Annotated in this window: 20 protein-coding genes and 1 tRNA gene; 14 read left to right on the top strand and 7 right to left on the bottom strand. The window is 57.9% G+C overall.

Going from position 1 to position 23,885, the window contains the following annotated elements; all coding sequences use genetic code 11:
- The first annotated feature begins 5 nt into the window (after positions 1-5).
- Entirely contained in the window at positions 6-671 is a 666-nt protein-coding gene (locus COL8621_RS04610; RefSeq protein ID WP_093966122.1) for a hypothetical protein, read from the top strand.
- Positions 672-773: 102 nt separating this feature from the next.
- Positions 774-1,562: an inositol monophosphatase family protein gene (locus COL8621_RS04615; protein WP_093966123.1), complete on the top strand. Its 789-nt coding sequence runs from the start codon at positions 774-776 to the stop codon at positions 1,560-1,562.
- A 97-nt stretch (positions 1,563-1,659) separates the two neighbouring features.
- Here COL8621_RS04615 and COL8621_RS04620 read toward each other — a convergent pair whose 3' ends face one another.
- The gene (locus tag COL8621_RS04620) at positions 1,660-2,397 is read right to left on the bottom strand and encodes a rhomboid family intramembrane serine protease (RefSeq protein WP_093966124.1); all 738 of its coding nucleotides are present in this window, start codon (positions 2,395-2,397) and stop codon (positions 1,660-1,662) included.
- 30 nt (positions 2,398-2,427) lie between these two features.
- Positions 2,428-5,862 carry a bifunctional proline dehydrogenase/L-glutamate gamma-semialdehyde dehydrogenase PutA gene (gene putA / locus COL8621_RS04625; protein ID WP_093966125.1) on the bottom strand — a complete coding sequence of 1,145 codons (3,435 nt, stop codon included), beginning with the start codon at positions 5,860-5,862 and terminating at the stop codon, positions 2,428-2,430.
- A gap of 262 nt (positions 5,863-6,124) precedes the next feature.
- Here putA and COL8621_RS04630 point away from each other — a divergent pair, with 262 nt between their 5' ends.
- Complete coding sequence (locus tag COL8621_RS04630) at positions 6,125-6,664, top strand: tetratricopeptide repeat protein (RefSeq protein ID WP_093966126.1); 540 nt, start codon at positions 6,125-6,127, stop codon at positions 6,662-6,664.
- A 47-nt stretch (positions 6,665-6,711) separates the two neighbouring features.
- A tRNA-Leu gene (locus COL8621_RS04635) sits at positions 6,712-6,797 on the top strand.
- Positions 6,798-6,819: 22 nt separating this feature from the next.
- Here the strand turns inward: COL8621_RS04635 and COL8621_RS19250 are convergent.
- Both COL8621_RS19250 and COL8621_RS04645 read right to left on the bottom strand, forming a co-directional pair.
- Entirely contained in the window at positions 6,820-8,172 is a 1,353-nt protein-coding gene (locus COL8621_RS19250; RefSeq protein ID WP_093966127.1) for an alpha/beta hydrolase family protein, read from the bottom strand.
- A gap of 75 nt (positions 8,173-8,247) precedes the next feature.
- The gene (locus COL8621_RS04645) at positions 8,248-9,567 is read right to left on the bottom strand and encodes an aspartate aminotransferase family protein (protein WP_093966128.1); all 1,320 of its coding nucleotides are present in this window, start codon (positions 9,565-9,567) and stop codon (positions 8,248-8,250) included.
- A 129-nt stretch (positions 9,568-9,696) separates the two neighbouring features.
- Here COL8621_RS04645 and COL8621_RS04650 point away from each other — a divergent pair, with 129 nt between their 5' ends.
- From COL8621_RS04650 to COL8621_RS04665, 4 genes are all read left to right on the top strand, one after another.
- Positions 9,697-10,569 carry a MurR/RpiR family transcriptional regulator gene (locus tag COL8621_RS04650; RefSeq protein WP_093966129.1) on the top strand — a complete coding sequence of 291 codons (873 nt, stop codon included), beginning with the start codon at positions 9,697-9,699 and terminating at the stop codon, positions 10,567-10,569.
- Positions 10,570-10,611: 42 nt separating this feature from the next.
- Positions 10,612-11,580: a TAXI family TRAP transporter solute-binding subunit gene (locus COL8621_RS04655; RefSeq protein ID WP_093966130.1), complete on the top strand. Its 969-nt coding sequence runs from the start codon at positions 10,612-10,614 to the stop codon at positions 11,578-11,580.
- Positions 11,581-11,722: 142 nt separating this feature from the next.
- Positions 11,723-14,335, top strand: coding sequence for a TRAP transporter permease (locus COL8621_RS04660; protein ID WP_093966131.1), 2,613 nt, complete (start codon positions 11,723-11,725; stop codon positions 14,333-14,335).
- Entirely contained in the window at positions 14,332-14,763 is a 432-nt protein-coding gene (locus COL8621_RS04665) for a universal stress protein (RefSeq protein ID WP_093966132.1), read from the top strand. Before COL8621_RS04660 ends, COL8621_RS04665 begins: the two co-directional genes overlap by 4 nt.
- 3 nt (positions 14,764-14,766) lie before the next feature.
- On the opposite strand, the gene COL8621_RS04670 is transcribed toward COL8621_RS04665, so the two are convergent.
- Together COL8621_RS04670 and metG are read right to left on the bottom strand one after the other, a co-directional pair.
- The gene (locus tag COL8621_RS04670) at positions 14,767-15,564 is read right to left on the bottom strand and encodes a crotonase/enoyl-CoA hydratase family protein (protein ID WP_093966133.1); all 798 of its coding nucleotides are present in this window, start codon (positions 15,562-15,564) and stop codon (positions 14,767-14,769) included.
- Complete coding sequence (gene metG / locus COL8621_RS04675) at positions 15,561-17,279, bottom strand: methionine--tRNA ligase (protein WP_093966134.1); 1,719 nt, start codon at positions 17,277-17,279, stop codon at positions 15,561-15,563. Before metG ends, COL8621_RS04670 begins: the two co-directional genes overlap by 4 nt.
- 192 nt (positions 17,280-17,471) lie before the next feature.
- Between metG and COL8621_RS04680 the strand changes: the two genes are divergently transcribed.
- The 5 genes from COL8621_RS04680 to COL8621_RS04700 all read left to right on the top strand — a co-directional run bounded on the left by COL8621_RS04680 (position 17,472) and on the right by COL8621_RS04700 (position 21,920).
- Complete coding sequence (locus COL8621_RS04680; protein WP_093966135.1) at positions 17,472-17,906, top strand: DsrE family protein; 435 nt, start codon at positions 17,472-17,474, stop codon at positions 17,904-17,906.
- Positions 17,907-17,972: 66 nt separating this feature from the next.
- On the top strand, positions 17,973-19,016 hold the full coding sequence (locus COL8621_RS04685; protein WP_093966136.1) for an aldo/keto reductase: 1,044 nt from the start codon (positions 17,973-17,975) through the stop codon (positions 19,014-19,016).
- A gap of 62 nt (positions 19,017-19,078) precedes the next feature.
- The gene (bcoG, locus tag COL8621_RS04690) at positions 19,079-19,990 is read left to right on the top strand and encodes a 3-dehydrocarnitine:acetyl-CoA trimethylamine transferase BcoG (RefSeq protein ID WP_093966137.1); all 912 of its coding nucleotides are present in this window, start codon (positions 19,079-19,081) and stop codon (positions 19,988-19,990) included.
- A complete protein-coding gene (locus COL8621_RS04695) occupies positions 19,987-20,472 on the top strand; it encodes a lipocalin family protein (protein ID WP_093966138.1) in 486 nt (161 codons plus the stop codon). Before bcoG ends, COL8621_RS04695 begins: the two co-directional genes overlap by 4 nt.
- Complete coding sequence (locus COL8621_RS04700; protein WP_093966139.1) at positions 20,469-21,920, top strand: carnitine 3-dehydrogenase; 1,452 nt, start codon at positions 20,469-20,471, stop codon at positions 21,918-21,920. The genes COL8621_RS04695 and COL8621_RS04700 overlap by 4 nt, the downstream gene beginning before the upstream one ends.
- Here the strand turns inward: COL8621_RS04700 and COL8621_RS04705 are convergent.
- Positions 21,913-22,773, bottom strand: coding sequence for a helix-turn-helix domain-containing protein (locus COL8621_RS04705; RefSeq protein ID WP_093966140.1), 861 nt, complete (start codon positions 22,771-22,773; stop codon positions 21,913-21,915). The two genes, COL8621_RS04700 and COL8621_RS04705, sit on opposite strands and share 8 nt — an antisense overlap.
- Positions 22,774-22,950: 177 nt before the next feature.
- Between COL8621_RS04705 and COL8621_RS04710 the strand changes: the two genes are divergently transcribed.
- Positions 22,951-23,856: a fatty acid desaturase gene (locus COL8621_RS04710; RefSeq protein ID WP_093966141.1), complete on the top strand. Its 906-nt coding sequence runs from the start codon at positions 22,951-22,953 to the stop codon at positions 23,854-23,856.
- The last annotated feature ends 29 nt before the right edge of the window (positions 23,857-23,885 follow it).

Consider the following 23,885-nt stretch of genomic DNA (forward strand, 5'->3'; position numbering starts at 1 on the left):
TTAAGATGTATGCTTTAGACAGCCGCGTTCTTGGCCCGTTGAACTGCTATATGCAAAAGGTGACCGAGCCCGGCGAATTCGTGTTCGAAATTCGAATGTCCGCTGGTGGCTTTCTGCCAATGGCGGATGCTAGCGCCAACCGTATCAAGGTGAAGGCGAACAAGGCCAACGCCGCGAAACTGCGCAGCAGTGGCAAGCAGCATATGGTGCCGCTGAAACATGCCGATGGCGGCTTTCAGGTTGGTGACATGCCTAAAGAGGTAGAGCAGGGCGACGCGATCCTGTTTCACCAACCAGACCGTAACGCGCCTGCGTTTTCTGTGGCGGGACGAGTCGGTAAAACGACCTTCTCCTCGACCGAGCTGCGCGATCAGGTCGTCTATACCCACGCTTTTGGTTTGCCGGGGCGGTATGAATGGGTGGATGCGAATGGATCAGGCGTTGGTGGCGTGATCATCGTGGAAAACGAACCCGCCGAAGGTAAGGATGGGGCCGAACGCGCGATGAAGCGAATGGGCGAAGGCGTTCTGGTTCACATCGTCGGCAATAAGGTGAAGCCAAAAGAGGTTCGGATCGCCACAGGTCAGACCGTCTTTTTCGCGGTAGAGGACGCTGATGGCATCACAATTACCGACAAAACTTTGCTGCGTCGTGGCAAGGCTGACAAATAAGTGACGTACCGGCCCTGTCATTGCAGGGCCGGTCTGCATCACTCGCCCCTTGGAATCCCTCGCCTATGCCCGTAAAGGGAGGGCGAATAGGAAGGGACAGCCATGCAAGGCAGTGCAAATCTCAACGTCATGGTCAAAGCCGCGCGTAAAGCGGGCCGGGGCCTTGTGAAGGATTTTCGTGAAGTCGAAAATCTTCAGATTTCGGCAAAAGGGCCGGGGGATTTTGTCTCGCGCGCTGACTTGGCCGCTGAAAAGATCATCCGCGATGAGCTGATGACCGCGCGCCCCAACTACGGTTGGGTGGGCGAAGAAAGTGCTGCGGTCGAAGGTGTGGACCCGACCCGCCGCTGGATCGTTGATCCGCTGGATGGGACCACAAACTTCCTTCACGGCTTGCCGCACTGGGCGATTTCCATCGCGCTGGAACATAAGGGCGAGATCGTCGCCTCCGTCATCTTTGACGCAGCAAAGGACGAAATGTTCGTTGCTGAAAAAGGTGGTGGTGCATGGATGAACGGCACCCGCCTGCGTGTTTCGGGCCGTCACCGCATGATCGAGGCGATCTTTTCCACCGGCCTGCCATTCGGTGGGCGCCCTGATCTTCCTGCGACGTTGCAAGACTTGGCGCGCCTTTTGCCCCAGACAGCTGGCGTTCGCCGCTGGGGCGCTGCCGCGCTTGATTTGGCATACGTTGCTGCGGGCCGATACGACGGCTTCTGGGAACGTGGGTTGAACGAATGGGATATGGCGGCTGGCCTGCTGTTGGTCCGCGAGGCGGGTGGCCTGATCGCGCCAATCAATCCCGAAGGCAATATCATGGACGACGGCGAAGTCATCGCCGCGAACGAGCCGATTTTTGATAGCTTCGCAAAAGTTATCAGAAACGCCTAAGGCGCCTGCCTGTCGGACGGATGGTTAAGGCCATCCGCCCACGGGACTTTTCATAAATCACGGGATGTGACCCCTTCAATCGCGCCGCAGCGATTGATCACTTACGTCTTACGACGGGAATGCTTGTGCGGCGGTACTGTGCCTCGGGGTGGGGTGGGTGCCCGTGGGTTTGGGTCCAATACGCTTGGCCGCCGCGTGCCATCCACACTGGCAGCATAAGCAGCAGCCCGGCAACAAATCCACCTGCATGCGCCCAATAGGCGACCCCGCCGGTTTCAGGATCGGCCAGCGCGCCACTGACAAGTTGCAGCCCGAACCAGACGCCCAGCATGACCCATGCAGGCAGCGGGAAGATGCGGAAGAAGATGATGAAGATAAAGAGCACGTCGACCCGCGCCTTTGGGAACATCAACAGATAGCCCCCCATGACCCCGGCAATCGCGCCCGATGCGCCAACCATGGGCACCATCGATTGTGGTTCGGCCGCGTATTGCGCAAAGGCGGCCGCGAAGCCGCTTAACAGGTAAAAGCCTAGGAACCTGACGTGACCAAGTTCATCTTCTAGGTTGTCGCCGAAAATCCACAGGAACAGCATGTTTCCCGCCAGATGCATGAACCCGCCATGCAGGAACATGGAGGTCAGAAAACCATGCCACATCTGCCCGTCCGAAACCGCCGCCGGAATCATTGCCCAGTTAAAGAAGAAACTTTGCAGTTTCACCGGCTCTGAAAACAGTGGCCAATAGCTGACAAACACCAAAATATTCACCGCAATCAATGCGTAAGTGACATAAGGTGTGCGTTCTGACGGGTTGTGATCACGTATAGGAAACATGCCGCCACGCTAACCTTCCGGGACGGCAGGTCAAGACAAAGCGACCTCTGCCAGCAACGCGGCGTTGCCGCCTGATGCGGTTGTGTCAACGCAGACGTGGCGCTCTAACTGGACCCGCGATGGGGTGATTGCCTCTGTTATCAGGGGCAGGATCGGCCCCGTTCGGTTTGCGAGTGCCTGTTCGTATTGGCGGGCGGTGTCGTCGCCGCCCCAAAAGACCGCGCCGCCGAACCCTTGCAGCGTTTCCAGCGCCTTTGGCGAAAGGCCGGGGGCCGCAATGGCATGGCCGCCGTAGGAAAGTGCAGCGTTCACCTGACTTTGGGCCAACGCCGCGCCGGGGCCCAGGCACAAAAACGGTGCCCGCGATGTGGTGCTTAGCCTGTTGGATTCCCCCGTGGGGCCGGGCAGGGCGTGCGTTTCGGCCGGTGCCGTCTGCGCGGATGCGCCTGTCAGGCGCTTCTGAACATCTGTTGGGATGTCGCCGTTTTCATCGGGGGCATGGATGCGTTCGCCCTGTGTAAACCGCTGCAGATAGTTTGGCCCGCCTGCTTTGGGCCCGGTACCTGACAGGCCTTCGCCGCCAAACGGCTGACTACCGACAATCGCGCCGATCTGGTTGCGGTTTACATAGATGTTCCCGACCTCCAGCCGTTCAATAACCTGCTGAACCCGATCATCGATCCGTGTGTGAAGGCCAAACGTCAGCCCATAGCCCGTGGCGTTGATTGCATCCACGACCGCGTCAATCTGATCTGCCTTGAATGTCGCGATGTGCAGGACAGGGCCGAATACCTCTTGGCCAAGGGTGCCAATTCCCGGAACGCTGATCGCGGTGGGCGACAGGAAATACCCGCCACTTGGCGTTGCCTGTTCCCACAACAGGCGGCCTTCAGTTCGCGCCGCGGCGATATAATCTGAAATCGCGCGATGGGCCTCTGCGTCGATCAACGGGCCACAGTCCGTGGGCAGTTCCCACGGGTTGCCCATGGCAAGTTCGCTTATCGCGCCGAACAGCATGGCATTGAAGGCGTCGGCAATGTCTTCCTGCACATAAAGGCAGCGCAGGGCGGAGCATCGCTGCCCCGCAGATTGAAACGCCGATTCCACGACGTCCCGCACGGCCTGTTCTAACAGGGCGGTGCTGTCCACGATCATGGCGTTCAGCCCGCCGGTCTCTGCGATCAAAGGAGTTCCGGGGCTTAGGTGCTTCGCCATGGATTTTCGGATGGTTTGCGCCGTGGCGGTGGAGCCTGTGAAGGTCACGCCACCCACCCGCGCATCCGACACAAGTGCGCCACCAACGCGCGCACCGTCGCCCGGCAAAAGCTGAAGCGCAGCACGCGGAACGCCCGCACGGTGCAGCAACTCGACCGCGAAACCTGCGATAAGGGGTGTTTGCTCTGCTGGCTTTGCCAACACGGCGTTCCCTGCAGCCAAGGCTGCCGCGATCTGCCCTGTGAAAATCGCCAAGGGAAAGTTCCATGGCGAAATGCAGCTGAAAACACCGCGGGCAGGGGCGGTCAGGGTACCAACCCGGCTGGCATAGTAGCGCAGAAAATCGACCGCTTCGCGCAGCTCTCCGACCGCGTCGGGCAGGGTCTTTCCGGCCTCGCGCGCCAAAATTGCGAAAATCTTGCCGAAGTCGGCTTCGAAAAGATCCGCCGCCCGCAAAAGAGTTTCAGCACGGGCCGCTGGTGATGCGCCCCATGGGGTTGCCGCATCCAAGGCTGTGGCGATGTCAGCATCCGATGCGGGTTCAACGGTTCCCACCACGTCTTCAGGCGCGGCCGGGTTCAAAACCGGCAACGCATCCAGCGGCGCGACTGACCCCGCCAAGTTTGGCCCTGCCTGAAACTGCGCGGTCGCATAAGGCATACGCGCTTTGTCAATTTCAGCCAGCGTCGGGCCATGCGACAAATCCCACCCCTTAGAGTTCGTGCGCTTGGGCAGGTACAGCGCTGGCCCCTTGGTCACCACATTGCTGATCGTCCGCCCAATTGCATCAAACGGATCAGCTGCGACAACAGCAGGGGGGACATCTTCGTCAACGATCTGATTGACGAACGAGCTGTTCGCGCCGTTTTCCAACAACCGCCTAACCAGATAGGCCAGCAAATCACGATGCGCGCCTACAGGCGCATAGATCCGGCAGCGAGCGCCTTGGTGTTTCTCCATGACGATGTCGTAAAGACGTTCGCCCATGCCGTGCAAGCGTTGGAATTCGAACGCATCGCGGTCAGCGTCCATGTGCAGAACCGCCGCGACCGTATGCGCGTTATGGGTGGCGAATTGCGGATAGATCCGATCGGTCATTCCCAGCAGTTTGCGGGCGTTGGCGATATAGCTGACGTCTGTCGCGGCCTTGCGGGTGAACACCGGGAAACCATCAACACCCGAAACCTGCGCGTGCTTGATTTCGCTGTCCCAATACGCGCCCTTCACAAGGCGCACCATGAACCGACGATCCAGCCGCTGCGCCAATGCATAGACCCAGTCCAGAACCCCGGCGGCGCGTTGGCCATAGGCCTGAACAACCACGCCAAACCCATCCCAGCCAGCAAGTTGAGCGTCGCTGGCGACGGCTTCGATCACGCGCAAGGATAGGGTCAGCCGGTCAGCCTCTTCCGCATCGATGTTGAACCCCATTCCGGCGGTCTTCGCCTGCAATGCAAGGGCCACAACACGCGGTACCAGTTCACCCATAACGCGGGCTTCTTGTGCCACCTCGTAACGCGGATGCAGGGCAGACAGTTTGACCGAGATGCCGGGGTTTTTTCGCACGTCTGGCGAATGGCAGCCCTTTGCGATGGATGTAATCGCATCGCTGTAGGCATCGAAATATCGCTTCGCGTCGTTGCCGGTTCGCGCGGCTTCGCCCAGCATGTCGTAGGAATAGGTATAGCCTTTCGCCTCCATCCCTTTGGCGCGCTTCATTGCTGCGTCGATGTCTTCGCCCAAGACGAACTGACGGCCCATTTCGCGCATCGCGCGCCCAACGGCGGTGCGGATCACCGGTTCGCCCAACCGCTTCACAGCCGCCCGCAGGGTTCCGATAAGGCCGGGGTCAGAGTCTTCCAACACCTTGCCCGTCAGCATCAGCCCCCAAGTCGAGGCATTAACCAACGGCGAAGAGGAATGCCCTAAATGCTTGCCCCAATCCGACGCGGCGATCTTATCTTCGATCAACGCATCCACCGTTTCAGCATCCGGAACGCGCAACAGGGCTTCGGCCAAACACATCAAGGCCACGCCTTCGTCGGTCGAAAGACCGTACTCGGCCAAGAACACTTCCATCAAACCGGGTTTCGCGCTTGATCGGATGTCGCGGACCAACTCGCAGGCGGTTTGGCAGATTTGGGCGCGTTGGGTTTTGCTTAGATTGGCTTGTTCAACCAGCCGCTGAACAGTGGCTTCCTCGTCAGCGTAGGTGTCAGTTTCGATCCGGTTTAGGTCAAGGTTTGACATGGTTCGCTCCAATCTTTTTGCAAAGTATATGGCGAAATGTTGGGATTAAATGACCTCAAGTTATCAAACCGAATGTCAGGTTGGCTAAATAATTGGGCAAAATTGGGAAGAGTGTCTTTTTGACGCTGGATGCAAAGATCGGACGATTCTAGACGGTGCACTCGTATGGGGGCCGCTGGCGCGTGCGCTGATGAACCAACGCGGTTGATGTGCTTTCTTAAACGTGAATTGACGTATTTCGCAGTCGTGGCACCCTTAGGGCATGCGACTGATCATAGCCCTTACCGCGATTGCGATGCCCGCCTACGCCAATTCCTGCCCACCTGTTCCCGAGCAGGAGCCGCGAAAATCAGAGCTGATGGCAGAAGTTCGATCCGCGCCGGATGAACGTACGGCGAAGTTGTTGACGAATGAGTTGTGGGGAATCTGGGCGACCGCGCCGGACCCCCACGCCCAAGAGATTCTGGACGAAGGGCTTGAACGCCGTGCCGCATATGACTTTGTCGGTGCGATCAAGGCGTTTGATGCGTTGATCGAATACTGTCCCGACTATGCCGAAGGGTACAATCAGCGTGCTTTTGTTGCATTTATCCGACAGGACTATCATGCCGCTTTGGCTGATCTAAATCGCGCGCTTTCACTTGCCCCGGATCACATCGCCGCCCTTGCAGGTAAGGCGCTGACGCAGATCGGGCTGGGGCGCGTTGCGGCGGGGCAAAAGACGCTTCGCAAGGCGCTTAAGATGAACCCGTGGCTGCCAGAACGACACATGCTGGCCCTAGAACCGGATAAAGATATCTGAGCCTTCTTTACACGCCCTCGCCAATGCCTATTGTCGCCGCACCAATGGCCCGCGTGGTGGAATGGTAGACACAGGGGACTTAAAATCCCTAGGCAGGAATGCCGTGCCGGTTCGAATCCGGCCGCGGGTACCATTGGTAATATGTGTTGCGTGACTTAGAGCACGAAAAAATCGGCTGTCAGATCATCTAACGATAGGCCAGACAACAGAATTTCGCCATCTTCAAATGGTATGACCAGCGCGCTTGATGTTTCGTAAGATGCCGTAATCGCGGCCTGCACGTCAGCATCCGTAAGGCCCAGCATCAGAAGCTGATCTTCGTTGGCGTCGAAGTCCACAACGGTGTCGGTGCCGAAGCTGTCGGCAAAAACGAAAGTGTCTGCGCCACTACCACCGACCAACAGGTCATTCTCGGCCCCGCCGAACAGGGTGTCATTTCCCGCGCCGCCAAACAGACGATCCGCACCGTCGCCCCCGGAAAGGTAATCATCAGCGTTGCGGCCGAACAGGCGGTCCTCTCCGGTGCCGCCGACCAGAATGTCGGCGTTTTGGGTGCCGGTAATCGTGTCGTTCCCGGCAAGGCCAATGCCGAACAGCCCGTCAGCGGGTGTTAGGTAATCAAGCGCGGATGACAGCAGGTCATCGCCCTCCGTACCGATACCCCCGTGGAATGCCTGACTGTCGGCCAACAATATGCCAAACGCATCTTCATCCACGGTTTCCGCAATCGCGGTTACGGTTTCAAGGTATAGAACCATGCTGTGTTCTGCGGCGCCGGGGCCCGCGTCGGCTGTTAGCTCTAGTTCAAGCACCTGACCTTGATGCCAGCCCAGCCCAAGCTCTTCTAAGCTGACAACAGGGTCGTCGCTGTGCTGAACGTTAAGAACATGTTCGGCGACCCCGTTGTCGGCCGTTAACGGAGCGTCCAGCCCCGGGGACCCGAAGGTGGCGATTTGGAACGACATCTCGGCCACGGCTGGGTTTTCGGCGATGTAGTCATCCAGCAAATAGGCGAACCTTTCGGCCATCGCCCCGCCAAGGCTGTGCCCTGTAACAACGATTTCGGTAATGCCGTTCGCGGCGGCGTAGTCAAGCGCGGCTGTGAACAGCGGGTCCAGCAACGCATAGTGGCGTTCTTGGGCAAAGGCGGCGTCGATATAGTCGCCGATGTCAAGCGGGTCCGGTTCACTGCCCCGAATGCTGATGGCTAGGGTGGTGCCGTCTTCGCTGATGGCAACAAAACCGAACGCCCGCCCGCCGATCAGGCCAGCGTTGGTGAAATAGCCCGGCTCGGACGTGGGGGTATAGCTGACCTGACCGTCCGCAAAGCCCTTACGGAAGTAGAACCCGAACCGGCCAGCGGCAACGTTCAGGTCGTCAGCACCCAGAACGGACCAGCCCGTATCGGCCAAGCGGTCCTCTAACGGAATGCCGCCAGCATAGGCGTTGAGTGAAAGTTCAGCCAAAATCTGAAGGTCATCGGGGGAAATGGGGGTGAACGAAGGCACGGCCGCTCCTGACTTAAAATATGAATGTCAGGTTCTGTTTATCCTCTGTCCCGTATTTCCCAAAGGGTTCATTCGCTAAAAGACTTTGTCGAACGATTGCTTAAGCTTGCTGACAACCTCATCAATATGGGCATCTGTCAGGATGAACGGCGGTGCAAGCAGGATGTGATCGCCGTTGCGCCCGTCGATGGTGCCGCCCATGGGATAGCAGATCAGACCGGCGGCGAAGGTTTCACGCTTCAACACTTTGTGGATGCTGCGGTCAGCCGCGAAGGGGCGTTTGGTTTCGCGGTCTTCAACGATTTCAAGCCCGCGGAACAGGCCGCGCCCGCGGATGTCTCCGATGTGAGGGTGCTGGCCGAACGCATCTTCCAGCGCTGATTGCAGCTTTGCGCCCATCACCTGCGCCCGCTTGGCAAGCCCGCCATCGGTCAGCTTGGTGATCACGGCAAGCGCGGCGGCCGCCGCAACCGGGTGCCCGATATAGGTATGCCCGTGCTGGAAAAAGCCGGACCCGTCTTCGATTGCGCGATAAATTTCGGCCGAACACAGCATTGCGCCGATCGGTTGATACCCGGCACCCAGCCCCTTGGCGATGGCGGTAATGTCGGGGGCAACGCCGTCTTGTTCACACGCGAAAAACGTGCCGGTGCGCCCCATGCCGCACATGACTTCGTCCAGTATCAGCAAGACACCGTATTGATCGCAGATCTCGCGGATACGTTTGAAATAGCCGTCAACAGGGGGCACTGCGCCAGCGGTCGCGCCGACAACGGGTTCGGCAACGAAGGCCATGACCGTTTCGGGGCCAAGGCGCAAAATCTCTTGTTCGAGTTCATTCGCGACGCGCTGGCCGTAATCGAACGCAGTTTCACCGGTGGCTTGCCCCCGATAGGCATAGCAGGGCGCGATGTGCGTGGTTTCGATCATCATCGGGGCAAATGGTTCGCGGCGCCACATGTTGCCGCCCGTCGCCAACGCACCAAGGGTGTTGCCGTGGTAACTCTGGCGTCGTGCGATGATGCGGTGGCGTTCCGGCTGACCAATTTCGATGCAATACTGACGCGCGAGCTTCAGCGCGGCCTCCATCGCTTCCGATCCGCCCGAAACCAGATAAACCCTGTCCAACCCTTCTGGGGCGTTGGCGATCAGCTTGTCGGCCAACGCTTCGGCCGACGCAGAGGTGAAAAAGCTGGTGTGGGCGAAGGCAAGTGTTTCAAGTTGGGACTTGATTGCGGCCGTTACGTCTGCGTCGCCATGGCCAAGACATGAAACAGCTGCCCCGCCAGAACCATCAAAATACTGTTTTCGATCAGTATCATAAAGATATACGCCTTCACCGCGCGCGGCTGTCGGCAAATCTGATTTTGTGTGGCGTGGGAAAATATGAGACATCAGGCGACCCTTTCACGCGGGTTCCCTCGCGGAACCCTCGCATGTCAAAGCATGAAACATACGTTTCAGTAATTGACAAGATTTAAAACGCATGAAACGTTCTGTTTCAATGATTCCATTGGGGTGAGAATGCCGCGCGCTTCGTCGATCGAAGAAAAAATCGCCGCCGAATACGTTGGCCTTAGCGCAAAGCTAAAGGACGCGGCCGATTATGTTGCGGCCCACCCCGTTGACGTGGCCACACGGTCGCTGCGTTCAATCTCTACATCATCCGGCCTTGCACCAGCGACGTTTTCGCGGCTTGCGCGCGCTTTGGGCTTTGAAAGCTATGAAGCCCTGCGGGAACTTTCGCGCAGCGCGATAGGCCGCAGGCATGTCAGCTTTTCAGAGAAGGCCCGTCGCCTTCAGGCCGAATCAGAAAGTGGCTCACAGCCACCGTTTCTTCAACGGCAGGCGGCCGCCTGTATCGCGAATATCGAAGCGACTGCGCAACTTATCGAACCATCACGGCTTGAAGCCGCTGTCGAACATTTGCACAATGCCGAACGTGTCACTGTGTATGGGGCCTTCGGGTCCACAGGGATCGTTGAATACCTTGGCTATATGGGGAGCTATTTCTCTGCAAATTGGCGCATCGCCGGGCGGTTAGGGGCATCTGTCTCTTCTGCGCTGACGGACCTTGCCAAGACCGATGCCGTGATCATAATAACCAAGCCGCCATTCGCCCGACGGGCGATTTTGGCAGCGGAAATGGCCAAAGAAAAAGGCGCGTATGTAATTGTCTTTACGGACAGTCATACATGCCCGGCCTTGCAACATGCCTCTGTGGGGTTCATCCTGCCATCAGAAAGCCCGCAGTTCTTTTCTTCATATGCGGCCACACTTGTACTGCTTGAGACAATCATCGGTATGCTTGTGGCACGTTCTGGCCCCAAGGCCAAAGCGCGCATAGAAGAAGTGGAGGCCAGCAATCACCGTCTGGAAGAGTTCTGGCGTGTGTAACCTTGAGTAAAAAGACGAAGATCCAACTAACGGGAGTATAATATGTTTGCCAAATTCAAATTCACAGCCGCTGCAGTTGCAGTGGGCATGATGGCCGCACCAGCGGCAATGGCTGAAGAATTCATCACCATCGGCACAGGCGGTGTAACTGGTGTTTATTACCCAACAGGTGGCGCGATTTGCCGTCTGGTAAACAAAGGCCGCAAAGAGCACGGCATCCGCTGTTCGGTCGAATCCACAGGTGGTTCGGTCTATAACATCAACACCATCCGCGAGGGTGAGCTTGAGTTCGGCGTTGCTCAGTCTGACTGGCAGTATCACGCGTATAACGGTACTTCGAAGTTCGAAGAGCAGGGCCCATTTGAAGGTCTGCGCGCTGTATTCTCTGTTCACCCAGAGCCGTTCACAGTTGTTGCACGTGCTGACGCTGGCATCACCAACTTTGACGACCTCAAAGGCAAGCGCGTGAACATCGGTAACCCAGGTTCCGGTCAGCGCGGCACGATGGAAGTTCTGTTGGCTGCCAAAGGCTGGACAACCGATGATCTTGCACTGGCGACAGAGCTGAAAGCGGCTGAACAGTCCGCAGCGCTTTGCGACAACCAGATCGACGCGATGGTTTACACGGTTGGTCACCCATCCGGTTCCATTCAGGAAGCCACCACAGCCTGTGACTCGGTTCTGGTAACTGTAGACGGCGAAGCAGTTGATCAGCTGATCGCTGACAACTCGTTCTACCGTTCGGCAACGATCCCTGGCGGCATGTATCGCGGTTCCGATGCTGACGTTCAGACTTTCGGTGTGGGCGCGACCTTCGTCACGTCTGACGCAGTTTCCGAAGACGCTGTTTATGCGGTTGTAAAGTCGGTGTTCGACAACTTTGAAGACTTCAAAAAGTTGCACCCTGCGTTCGCAAACCTGAAGCCAGAAGAAATGGCGACCGCTGGTCTGTCCGCTCCGCTGCACGCTGGTGCTGCGAAGTACTACAAAGAGATGGGTTGGATCGAATAATCTGATCTAAAGACCTAGGGGCGGGGGCGCTTTAGCCCCCGTCTTGCTGTGTTACGGGAAAACCCGAACCAAGGCGCAATTATAAGCGCTATGTCGAATTGAAAGCCGTGCGACGACACGGCATCATCAGGGAATTTGTGATATGTCGGATAGACGATCCGAAGGCCGAGCGCTTTCAGAGGAAGAACTTCAAGAACTCGTCGCTGCAAGTGATTCAGGCGCACGCAACCCAATCGGGCCTGTCGGCACGTTTCTGGCGGTTGTGGCGGTTGTCTGGTCCGTGTTTCAGGTGGTTCTGGCTTCGCCCATTTCGAATGTGGTTTTGCCGGGAGACATCATTAACAACTCTCGTCAGATCCATTTGGCATTCGCCATGTTCCTTGCCTTCACCGCCTACCCAGCGCTGAAATCGAGCCCGCGCCACTTCATCCCTATTCAGGATTGGATCATGGCAATCGCAGGGGCTGCGATCGCGCTTTATGGTTATATTTTCTACCAGAAGATCGTCAATTCCGGCGGCTTGGCAGATGATATGGACAAGTGGTTTGCGCTTGCTGGCCTGCTGCTGCTTTTCGAAGCTGCGCGCCGCGCGCTTGGCCCCGCGATGGCAATCATCGCGACGATTTTCCTGATGTATGTCTTCTTCGGCTCGTCCGAATGGGTGCCTGATGTCATCCGTTGGAAGGGTGCTTCGCTTAAGAAGGCGATGAGCCATATGTGGATCACATCCGAAGGCGTGTTCGGCATTGCCTTGGGCGTTTCCACCAAGTTTGTGTTCCTGTTCGTGCTGTTCGGTGCCTTGCTGGATAAGGCCGGTGCCGGGAACTATTTCATCAAAATGGCCTTTGGCGCACTTGGCCACCTGCGTGGTGGTCCCGCCAAAGCGGCTGTTGTTGGTTCTGCTGCGACTGGCCTGATTTCCGGTTCGTCCATCGCAAACGTTGTGACGACGGGCACGTTCACCATTCCGCTGATGAAACGGGTTGGTTTCAGCTCGGAACAAGCGGGCGCTGTTGAGGTTGCATCCTCGGTCAACGGGCAGATCATGCCGCCCGTCATGGGCGCGGCCGCGTTCCTGATGGTTGAATATGTCGGCATTTCGTATGTCGAGGTGATCACCCATGCATTCCTGCCTGCGATCATTTCCTACATGGCGCTGGTTTACATCGTGCATCTGGAAGCCGTGAAACGGAACATGCCAACCCTTGGCAACCGGATCACATCGTTGGGCCGGACGATTGGCGGTATGGCACTGTTCTTCGCAGGCTTTGCGGCGCTGTGTTACGGCGTGCAGTATCCTGTGGCTTTGGTTGCGGCGATGGTGCCATCGGGTGCGGGCTGGGTTCTGGCCCTGCTGGTATTCCTGTCTTACGTTGTGCTGCTGTGGCTTGCCGCGCAGGTTCCTGACCTAGAGGCAGACGACCCCAACGCGGAACAGGTTGAACTGCCTGTCGTGGCCGAGATTTATAAGGCTGGTCTGTACTTCCTACTGCCAATCATCGTCTTGGTGTACTTCCTGATGATCGAACAGAAATCGCCGGGTCTATCGGCGTTCTGGGCGACCGCGCTGCTGTTCGCCATTCTGCTGACGCAACGCCCGCTGAAATCGATCTTCCGTGGTGAAAGCGAAACCGCCAATGCATTCCGCGATGGGGTGAAAGACCTGATCGCCGGTCTGATTGACGGTGCGCGCAACATGATCGGTATTGGCCTGGCCACCGCAACTGCGGGCGTCATCGTCGGCACCGTTACCTTGACCGGTATCGGGCAGGTGATGGCCGATCTGGTCGAATTCGTTTCGGGCGGTAACCTGATCCTGATGCTGATCTTCGTTGGTATCTTGTCCCTGATCCTTGGGATGGGCCTGCCGACTACGGCGAACTATATCGTCGTCAGCTCGCTTATGGCGGGGGTCGTGGTGGAACTGGGCGCGCAATCGGGCCTTATCGTTCCGCTGATCGCGGTCCACCTGTTCGTGTTCTACTTTGGGATCATGGCGGATGTGACGCCACCCGTGGGTCTTGCCAGTTTTGCGGCTGCTGCGGTTTCGGGCGGCGATGCGATTAGAACGGGCTTCATCGGCTTCTTCTATTCGCTGCGCACCGTTGCGTTGCCGTTCATGTTTATCTTCAACACGGATTTGTTGTTGATCGACGTGGGCTGGCTGCAGGGCATCCTTGTGTTCATCATCGCCTCTATCGCGATCTTGGTCTTCACGGCCGGTACGATGGGGTATTTTGTAACCCGTTCCAACATCGTGGAAAGCGTCGCGCTGGTGCTGATCGCGTTTGTTCTGTTCCGGCCTGATTTCGTAATGAACCGGATCGTGCCACCCTTCGAAAACATCGCACCTGCGCAACTTAGCCAATCCATCGGCGCGATGGAGGCAGGCAAAGAGGTGCGTCTTGTCGTAAGCGGCCCAGACTTTGACACCGGAGAGCCGAAGGAAACCACGCTTGTGGTGCCCGTGGGTGCAGAGGCGTCCGGCGACGAACGCCTTGCCGCATCCGGCCTGACCGTGTTCGAAGAAGACGGTGCGTTGAAATTGGACGAACCGTTCCCCGGTACGCCTTTCTTCGACACGATGAGCTCGTTTGATTTCTACGGTGATGCGCCGGTTACGGTCGCATCGGTTCAGGCCCCGGCAAAACAGCCTTTGAAAGAACTGGTGTTCATTCCCGCGCTTCTTCTGTTGGCGGGTGTGGCCTTTATCCAAAGGGCACGTGCCCGACGTCAGGAAGGAGTAGCAGCATGAGCAGTTCTGTTTTGTGTGCCATCGATGTTAGCCAGCCCGGTGTTGACCGGAACGTGTTGATGGAGGCCCATAAGCTTGCGCAGCTTGACGATGCGCGGCTTGATGTCATCACCGTCGTCCCCGACTTCGGGATGAGCGTTGTTGGAGGCTTCTTTGATCGCAACTTCCACGACAAAGCAGTGGCCGAAGGGCGCAAAATTCTGAATGAATTTGTGACCGAAACGCTGGGGGCAGAGGTCAACAAAGAGGTCCGCCATGTGGTTGCAACGGGCAAGGCTTACGCCGAAATCCTGCACGCCGCGCGCGAGGCTGGAAGCGACCTGATCGTTATCGGATCGCACAAGCCAGAGCTTAGCGATTACCTGCTGGGTCCGAATGCCGCGCGTGTTGTGCGGCATTCGAAATGTTCAGTCTACGTGGTGCGTTAAGCGTTACTTAAAGGCCGGCTTGCGCTTTTGCAGGCTGGCCATCACCGCTTCCATCTGGTTCGGGCCACCGATGATCTGGGCCTGAAGCTCTGCCTCTAGCGCCAGCCCTTCGGCGGCTGTGGCACCCCAAGCGGTATCCACCAACACCTTCGCCCGTTGCACCGCGTCAGGCGCGCGTTCGGCCAGCGTTTCGGCCAATGCGCGGGCTTCGGCCAGCGGGTCATCGGCCAAGCGGGTGACAAGCCCCATGGAAAGCGCCTCGGCCCCGTCGAAGATACGGCCTGTCATAACCAGCTCTTTGGCGACATCCGGGCGTACAAGACGGGGGAGGGATTGGCTGATACCCATATCAGGGATCAGGCCCCACTTTGCCTCCATGATTGAAAGCTTGGTGTCAGGCGCGGCGATGCGGAAATCGGCACCAAGCGCCAGTTGCATACCGGCACCAAAGCACACGCCATCCAGCGCGGCGATAACGGGCAGCTGAAGTTCCTGCCAGACAGTGATGGGCTTTTGAAACAGGTTCGCAACTTCGCCTTCGGGCGGGTTGCGCATCTGTTGCTTGATTTCGTCCAAACGCGTCGCAAGGCTTTGCAGCAGCATCAGGTCGATACCTGCCGAAAACGCGCCGCCCGCGCCGTGCAGAATGACGGCGCGGATGTCTTTGCGCGTTTTCAGATCTTCGCCTGCTGCCGTCAGTGCGTCCAGCAGGTCAAAGTTCAGCGCGTTTTTCTTTTCTGGCCTGTTAAGGCACAGTTCGGCCACATGGCCGTTTGTTGTGATGGTTAGCAGATCGCTCAATCCCGTCCTCCCGCGAATTTTGCCTCCCACTCTACGCGTTCGTCGTCGGTAATCTTGCGGAACGTAACGTCGGGCACGGTGAATTCGTGGCCAACGGGCAGGGCGGACAGGGCGGCGGCCACATCATCTGGCCAGCTGTCATCGCCGGTTTTCAAGGCTTCCATCAGCGCGGCAGAGGCGTCGGGGATGAACGGGCGCGACAGAACCGCATACACGCGGATCAGGTTCAGCGACAGGCGGATAACGGCGGCGGCGGCCTCCGGGTCGGTCTTGAACTTGGCCCAAGGCTCTGCGCTTTGCAGGTATTCGTTGCCAGCAACCCAGATCGCGCGCAACTCTCCGGCGGCTTTGCGAACTTCCATCGCTTCCATGTGTTCTTCGTAGGCGCGGATGCGGGTGGTCAGTTCAGCGATCAGCGCGTCTTCTTGTGCGCCGAACGCACCGCCATCGGGCACCACTTCGCCGAACTTGGACCGGCAGAATTTGGTGACGCGCGATACGAAGTTGCCCAGTACGTCGGCCAAGTCTTTGTTGACCGAAGCTTGGAAGTTTTCCCACGTGAATTCGCTGTCCGAATTTTCGGGCGCGTGGGACAAAAGCCACCAGCGCCAGTAGTCGGCAGGCAGGATCGCCAGCGCCTGATCCATGAACACACCGCGCCCTTGGCTGGTGCTGAACTGGCCGCCGTCATAGTTCAGATAGTTGAACGATTTGATGTAATCGACCAGCTTCCACGGTTCGCGCGAACCCATGATCGTGGCCGGGAACGAAAGCGTATGGAACGGCACGTTGTCTTTGCCCATGAACTGAACGTAACGCACATCATCCGCGCCTTTGTCGGTGCGCCACCAGCGTTCCCAATCAGCATCGGTTTTACCGTTCGCATCGGCCCATTCCGCCGTCGCCGCGATGTATTCGATGGGCGCGTCGAACCAGACGTAAAAGACTTTGCCTTCCATGCCCGGCCAATCGTCGCCGCCCTTTTTCACCGGCACACCCCATTTCAGGTCACGCGTGATGCCGCGATCCTGTAGGCCGTCGCCATCGTGCAGCCACTTCTTAGCGATCGAGGTTGTCAGAACCGGCCAACCCTTTTGGCTGTCGATCCACTGATCAATTTCGTCCTTCATCGCAGATTGGCGTAGGTACAGGTGTTTGGTTTCGCGCACCTCAAGGTCGGTCGAGCCAGAGATGGCCGAACGAGGATCGATCAGATCGGTCGGGTCCAGCTGCTTGGTGCAGTTTTCGCATTGGTCGCCGCGCGCACGGTCATAGCCACAGTTGGGGCAGGTGCCTTCGATATAGCGGTCCGGCAAGAAGCGGCCATCGGCGTTGGAATAAACCTGCTTTTCGCTGACTTCCTGAATGAAGCCATTGTCGGCCAGTTTGCCTGCGAAATGCTGGGTCAATGCGCGGTTCTGGTCGGATGACGAACGGCCATAGTGATCGAAGGATAGGCGGAAACCGTCAGCCAATTCAGCCTGTTCACCATGCATGCGGGCGCAGTAATCCGCGACCTCTTCGCCGGTTTTGGCTGCGGCCAGTTCAGCGGGCGTGCCGTGTTCGTCGGTGGCACAGATGAACATCACCTCGTGCCCGCGCTGGCGCATGTAGCGCGCGAACAGGTCTGCCGGAAGCTGAGAGCCGACAAGGTTGCCCAGATGTTTGATGCCATTGATATAGGGCAGGGCCGAGGTGATAAGGATGCGTGCCATGCGATGCGCCTTTTTCGTCGTTTCGGGGCACGTTTAACGCAGGGCTTGAGCGATGGCTAGCATATGTCTTGAAAGCGTGCATATGGCACAGTGTGTGAAGGGTGGGCCCGTTCGGTCAAATCAATTCAAAGTTATGCATGTCTTGGGCGGAAACTCTGTTAGTTTGGCCCGGTAAATAGGGAGAGACATCACATGAAAAACGTTCTACTTGCCGGGGTCATTGCCCTTGGGTCCGCCACTGCCTGCCTTGCCGAAGGTGTAACCCACCACATCGCGGTTCACGTTGATGAGAACGACCCACAGGTCATGAATATGGCCCTGAACAACGTCCAAAACGTCACCGCCTATTACAAAGAACAAGGCGATGAGGTTGTCGTAGAAGTCGTGGCCTATGGCCCGGGCCTGAATATGTACGTTCCCGGCAAAAGCCCGGTCGCCGACCGCATATCGGCCATGTCATTGGAAATGGACAACCTGACCTTTGCTGCCTGTGGAAACACCTTGCGCAATATGAGCAAGAAACTTGGCCATGATGTTGAACTGATGGACGAGGCGAACGTCGTGCCGTCGGGTGTTGTTCGTCTGGTAGAGTTGCAAGAGCAAGGTTTTGCTTACATTCGCCCCTAGTAGGGGTTGCCCTTTGGCGTTAGCGCTATAACTCTGCCTCCAAACGTTCAACATCGGGGGCAGAGAATGCGTAAGACGAAACTTGGCCAAAGTAATATCGAAGTTACAGAGATTTGCCTCGGCTCTATGACATGGGGTTCGCAGAATACGCTGGACGAAGGTCATGCGCAGATCGACATGGCGTTGGATCGCGGCGTGAATTTCATCGACACCGCAGAGATGTATCCGGTGAACCCGGTTAAAGCGGAAACCGCGGGCCGTACCGAAGAAATCATTGGCGCGTGGTTCGAAAAGACCGGGCGCCGGGACGAGGTTGTACTTGCTTCAAAGATCACAGGTGAAGGGCTGCAAACACGCCGCGATGCGGGGCTCATTAACCGTGCATCGATCAACGAAGCCGTCGAGGGGTCGCTCAGCCGGCTAAAGACCGATGTGATCGACCTGTATCAATTCCATTGGCCTAATCGCGGCTCTTATCATTTCCGCAAAAACTGGGCGTACGACCCATCCAAACAAAACCGCGCCGAAACCATCGACCACATGGAAGAGGCGCTGGATGCGCTTCAGGATCTGGTTAAGGCGGGTAAAATCCGCGAATTCGGGCTTTCAAATGAAAGCGCGTGGGGGACGGCACAGTGGTTGCGACTGGCCGAAGCCAAAGGTGCGCCACGGGTTCAGGCCATTCAGAACGAATATTCTCTGCTGTGCCGCCTATACGACACCGATCTGGCAGAGCTTGGCGTGAACGAAGACGTGACGCTGTTGGCATATTCCCCACTTGCGACCGGGTTGCTAAGCGGCAAGTACGCGGGCGATGTGACCCCCGAAGGGACGCGCCGTGCGGTGAACCCGACATTGGGCGGGCGGATTTCCCCGCGCGTCTGGGAGGCCGTTTCGGCCTATCTGCGCATTGCGAACGAACACGGGCTGGACCCAGTTCAGATGGCGATTGCCTTTGTCTTGTCGCGCCGTTTCCCAGTGGTCCCGATCATTGGCGCAACATCGCTGAAACAGCTGGACACCGTTATTGGTGCTGCGGACGTAACGCTTAACGACGATGTATTGGCTGAAATCGAGGCGGCGCACAAAGCGCACCCAATGCCGTACTAAGCAAACAATACTGCTTGCGCCGCGCGTCTCCTTAAGGTCCCCTGACACGAAGGAGGCGCGCGATGTCACTTAACATGAACCGCGAGGTGTTTATCACCTGCGCTGTCACCGGAGCCGGGGCAACTCAGGACCGGTCTCCATATGTGCCACGCTCGCCAGCGGAAATCGCGCAAAGCGCAATCGACGCGGCCAAGGCTGGCGCGGCGGTGGTTCACTGCCATGTGCGAGACCCGGAAACCGGGGCCCCGTCGCGGGATCTGGCGCTATACCGAGAGGTGACAGATCGTATCCGGGACGCAGACGTGGACGTGGTGTTGAACCTGACGGCGGGTATGGGGGGCGATATCGTCTTCGGGCCGACCGACGCTCCGTTACCGATCAAATCCGACAGCAGTGACATGATCGGCGCGGCCGCACGGGTGGCGCATATCGTTGAATGCCGCCCTGAAATTTGCACGCTTGATTGCGGCACGATGAACTTTGCAGAAGCTGATTATGTGATGGTCAACACGCCAGGTATGCTGCGTTCGATGGCCACCATCATGCGTGACGCTGGTGTGAAGCCCGAAATCGAGGCCTTTGATACAGGCCATCTTTGGCTGGCCAAACAACTGGTCGCAGACGGGGTAATCAACGACCCCGCATTGGTTCAGCTGTGCATGGGGGTGCCGTGGGGCGCGCCGGATGACCTGAATACCTTCATGGCGATGGTTAACAATGTGCCAGCGGATTGGACCTTTTCCGCCTTTGGCTTGGGGCGCCATCAAATGCCCTATGTGGCGGCGTCGGTTCTGGCCGGGGGCAACGTAAGGGTGGGGTTAGAGGATAACCTGATGCTTGATAAAGGAGTGTTCGCCACGAACGCGCAATTGGTGGCGCGTGCTGTGACGATCATCGAAAACTTAGGCGCCAAGGTGATTGGCCCGGCCGACGTGCGCGCGCGCCTTGGCCTTCAGAAAAGAGAACCTGTATGAAGTGGATGGTTATATGTGCGGCCGTGTTGGCGGGCTGTGGTGCCTCTGGGCCAGAGGGGGCGTCGGTGATCCGCGATGCCGCGTCCCCGATCAGTTCGATGGCTGCGATGGAGGGCGCGCGTTTTGCCGGTGATTGGGTGATCGTCGCCGCCTTCGAAAACGGAGAGATGGGCAAGGCGGGCGACCGCGTGACAATCGGCGCGCAGGGGGATGCTTATTCCATGCAGATCGCACGCGCGGGAAACGTTCCGCTGACGCGCACGGGGGCGGGCCGTTTTGTGCAGAGTAAGCCCAAGCGGGAATTCTGGGTGCTTTGGGTGGACGCAGATTACCGCACAGCCGTGATTGGCAGCCCTTTCAACCAGCTTGGCTGGATCATGGACAGAACAGCCAGTGGTGCATCCGACCGCGTGGCTGCCGCGCGTGAGATATTGGATTGGAACGGCTATGACCTGCGCCAACTGACGCCGCTAACACCATGACCAAGACAGCAGCGATCATCGGTGGCGGGGTTATCGGCGGCGGCTGGGCGGCGCGTTTCCTGTTGATGGGTTGGAACGTTCGCGTATTCGACCCCGACCCAGAAGCAGAACGCAAAATCACAGAGGTATTGGAAAACGCCCGCGCCGCAATGCCGGGCCTGTCTGATCGGATGCTTCCAGACGAAGGGGCGCTGAGCTTTTGCAGCTCCATCTCATCCGCGGTCAAAGGGGCCGATTGGATACAGGAAAGCGTGCCTGAGCGGCAGGAGCTGAAACGCACGCTGTTCCAGAAAATTCAGGCCCATTGCGATGATAATGCGATCATCGGTTCGTCAACCTCGGGGTTTATGCCGTCCACACTTCAAAAAGGTGCGACACGCGGCAGTCAGATCGTCGTGACGCACCCGTTCAACCCGGTCTATCTGTTGCCATTGGTAGAGCTGGTCGCAAGCCCGGCGAACCCGCCCGACCTTGTCGAAAGGGCCGAAGAAACCCTTCGCAGCATCGGAATGTACCCGCTGAAGGTGCGCGCCGAAATTGACGGCCATATCGCGGACCGGCTGTTGGAAGCCGTCTGGCGCGAGGCGCTGTGGCTGGTCAAAGACGGCATCGCCACGACGGCAGAGATAGACGAGGCAATTCGTATGGGTTTTGGGCTGCGCTGGGCGCAGATGGGTCTTTTCGAAACCTATCGGATTGCGGGCGGAGAGGCGGGAATGGCGCAGTTCCTTGCGCAGTTTGGCCCGTGCCTGAAATTGCCATGGACCAAGCTGACCGATGTGCCGGACCTGTCTGAGGCACTGATTGAAAAAATCACCTCGCAGTCTGACGAACAGTCCGGTGCGCATTCGATCCGAGAGTTGGAGCGGCAACGTGATACCAACCTTGTGGCGATGATGCGCGCGCTGAAATGGGCCGATTGGGGGGCGGGGGCGCATCTGAATATCGTCGATGCGGCGCAGCCCGCGCCGGCGTGGGATATTTCAAAACCCATCCGCATCATTCAACGCGCCGTCCCATTGGATTGGACCGATTACAACGGCCACATGACCGAAGCGCGCTATCTTCACGCGTTCGCGGAGGCGACCGATCGGTTCATGGAGTTCATTGGTTGCGATTCTGATTATATCGCTGCGGGGCAAAGCTTTTTTACGGTGGAAACCCATATCCGGCATTTGGACGAAGTTCTGGCCGGTGCGAAGATTCACATCGACACGCAGTGCTTGGTTGGCAAGGGAAAGAAGATGCACCTGTTCCACCGCATGTACGAAGGGGACAGGCTGCTAGCAACCGGGGAGCATATGCTGCTTCATGTCAGCCTAGAGACACGGCGCAGCGTTTTGCCCACCGGCGCGATCAAGGAAAAGCTGGAACAGATTGCACAGGCCCATGCCGCGCTGCCATGGCCAGATGGCGCGGGCCGGGCTGTTGGGCAGGGGGCTAAGTAATCTCGGCACGCAGGGTGCGCAGATAGGCGGGCCAGTCGCGGTCAGACAGGCTGGCCTCTCTCACCAAACCATCGAAGTGCCGCGTGAACGCCTCCACCCGGATGGTATCGCGAAACGCAAGATAGTTGCGCCCAAGATAGATCACCGCCAGACGCGGACCGAAGATGGTGATGGGTGCCGAAAACAACCTGCGCGCGTCGAAGAATGTAAGGCGCAGGGCAGGGAACAGCTGTTCATGCAAGTTTAACAGCCGGTCGATCTGTTCTAGTCGTGTGTCGGCACAGAGGCCCGCATAATACCCTTCGGCCCGCGCAAAGCTGTCCAATTCGTGCAGTGGCATCGCGATTTCATAGTCCGACCTGGCACCGCGCATCCATTTCAGCCGATCTTCGGACGCGCCAATGGCTTGTTCAGTCGTGCGCCCAAGGTGCGGTTCATATTCCCACTGAAGCATCGCACGGGTTTTCAGCATGTCGGGAAGCGAGGCTGGGACGTGGCGAATTTTGAAACCGGCCGCTTCCTGATGCCACTCAAATATCTGCTCGTCGATCAGGGCGCGCTGGGCGTCAGTCATGGCAAAGCTTGTAGCCAGCAAATCGGCGGCACTTTCCGGACGGTCGCTTAACCCAAGAAGCCAGTCCGCCGACACGCCAAGGGCGCTTGCACAGGCACCAACAACATGTGCATTGGGCAAACGCGCGCCGTCGCTGGTTAGCAGTTGAGAAATCGTGGACCGATCAACGCCGGTTTCACGCGCAAGGGCGCTTTGGCTTTTTGAGCGCATCTCCATCGCGGCCAACAGGCGTTTGCGCAGCATGCGCGCGCGGCTCAACTTGTCGATATTTGTGTCCATTGGTTACTAAATACAGCATTCGCAGACTAATGTTAATCATTTCCAGAATGTGACGTCCCGGGCTGTTCGACTACACATCGGATAAACCCGTTTCGGAAGGATATAAGGAAGTGCGGCAACCTGCTGTCAGCAAATACTTTTTGGCGATTTATACGCGCAAAACCTGCGGTATGTGTAATGAGTGACGGGAGAAAATTTCGCGGGCTGGTCGAGTGGCCGACCTTGGCGCTTTTGGTGGTTTGCTATGGCTTGTGGGTACTTGGAACGACGATTATCGCGATGTGGTCTATCACACTTGGGGTCATCGTAACGGCCGTTGCGATTGCCCTGCATTCGTCGCTGTCGCATGAAATTATCCACGGCCACCCGTTCCGCAACAAGCGCCTGAACGAGGCATTGGTCTTTCCTGGGGTGACGCTTTGCATCCCGTTTTTGCGGTTTCGTGACACCCATCTGGCCCATCACAAGGATTCAATCCTGACCGACCCCTATGACGACCCCGAGTCGAACTATTTGGATCAGGGCGTGTGGGATCAGCTTTCTGGCGTCAGGCGGGCCGTGTTGGCCTTCAACAATACATTGGCCGGGCGTTTGCTTATCGGCCCGTTCGTTGGCCAAATCGCGTTTATGGCTGCGGATTTCCGGGCCGTGAAAGCCAGAGAGCCCGGAGTGTTGGCCGGATGGCTTTGGCACGTTCCTGCGGTCGTTCTTGTTCTGCTGTGGCTTTGGCTGTTTGGCGCAATGCCGCTGTGGGCGTATCTGTTGTCGGCTTATATCGCGTTGGCGGTGCTGAAGATCCGGACGTTTCTGGAACATCAGGCCCACGAGCGCGTGCGTGGAAGAACCGTGATCATCGAAGACCGCGGCCCCTTGGCGTTTTTGTTTTTGAACAACAACCTGCACGTTGTTCATCACATGCATCCGGCTGTGCCGTGGTACAGGCTGCCAGCCCTCTATTTCGGAAACTCAGAACGTTATCTGAAGCGGAACGAGGGGTATTTTTATCGCTCTTACGCCGAAGTGTTCCGGCGCTATTTCCTGAAAGCGAAAGACCCGGTGCCGCATCCTCTTTGGCGGCGCTAACGATCGCTCGACGGGGGGGATGGCACGTG

Origin of the sequence: Actibacterium lipolyticum, from assembly GCF_900184935.1 — a bacterium.
In the GTDB taxonomy this organism is placed as follows: domain Bacteria; phylum Pseudomonadota; class Alphaproteobacteria; order Rhodobacterales; family Rhodobacteraceae; genus Actibacterium_A; species Actibacterium_A lipolyticum.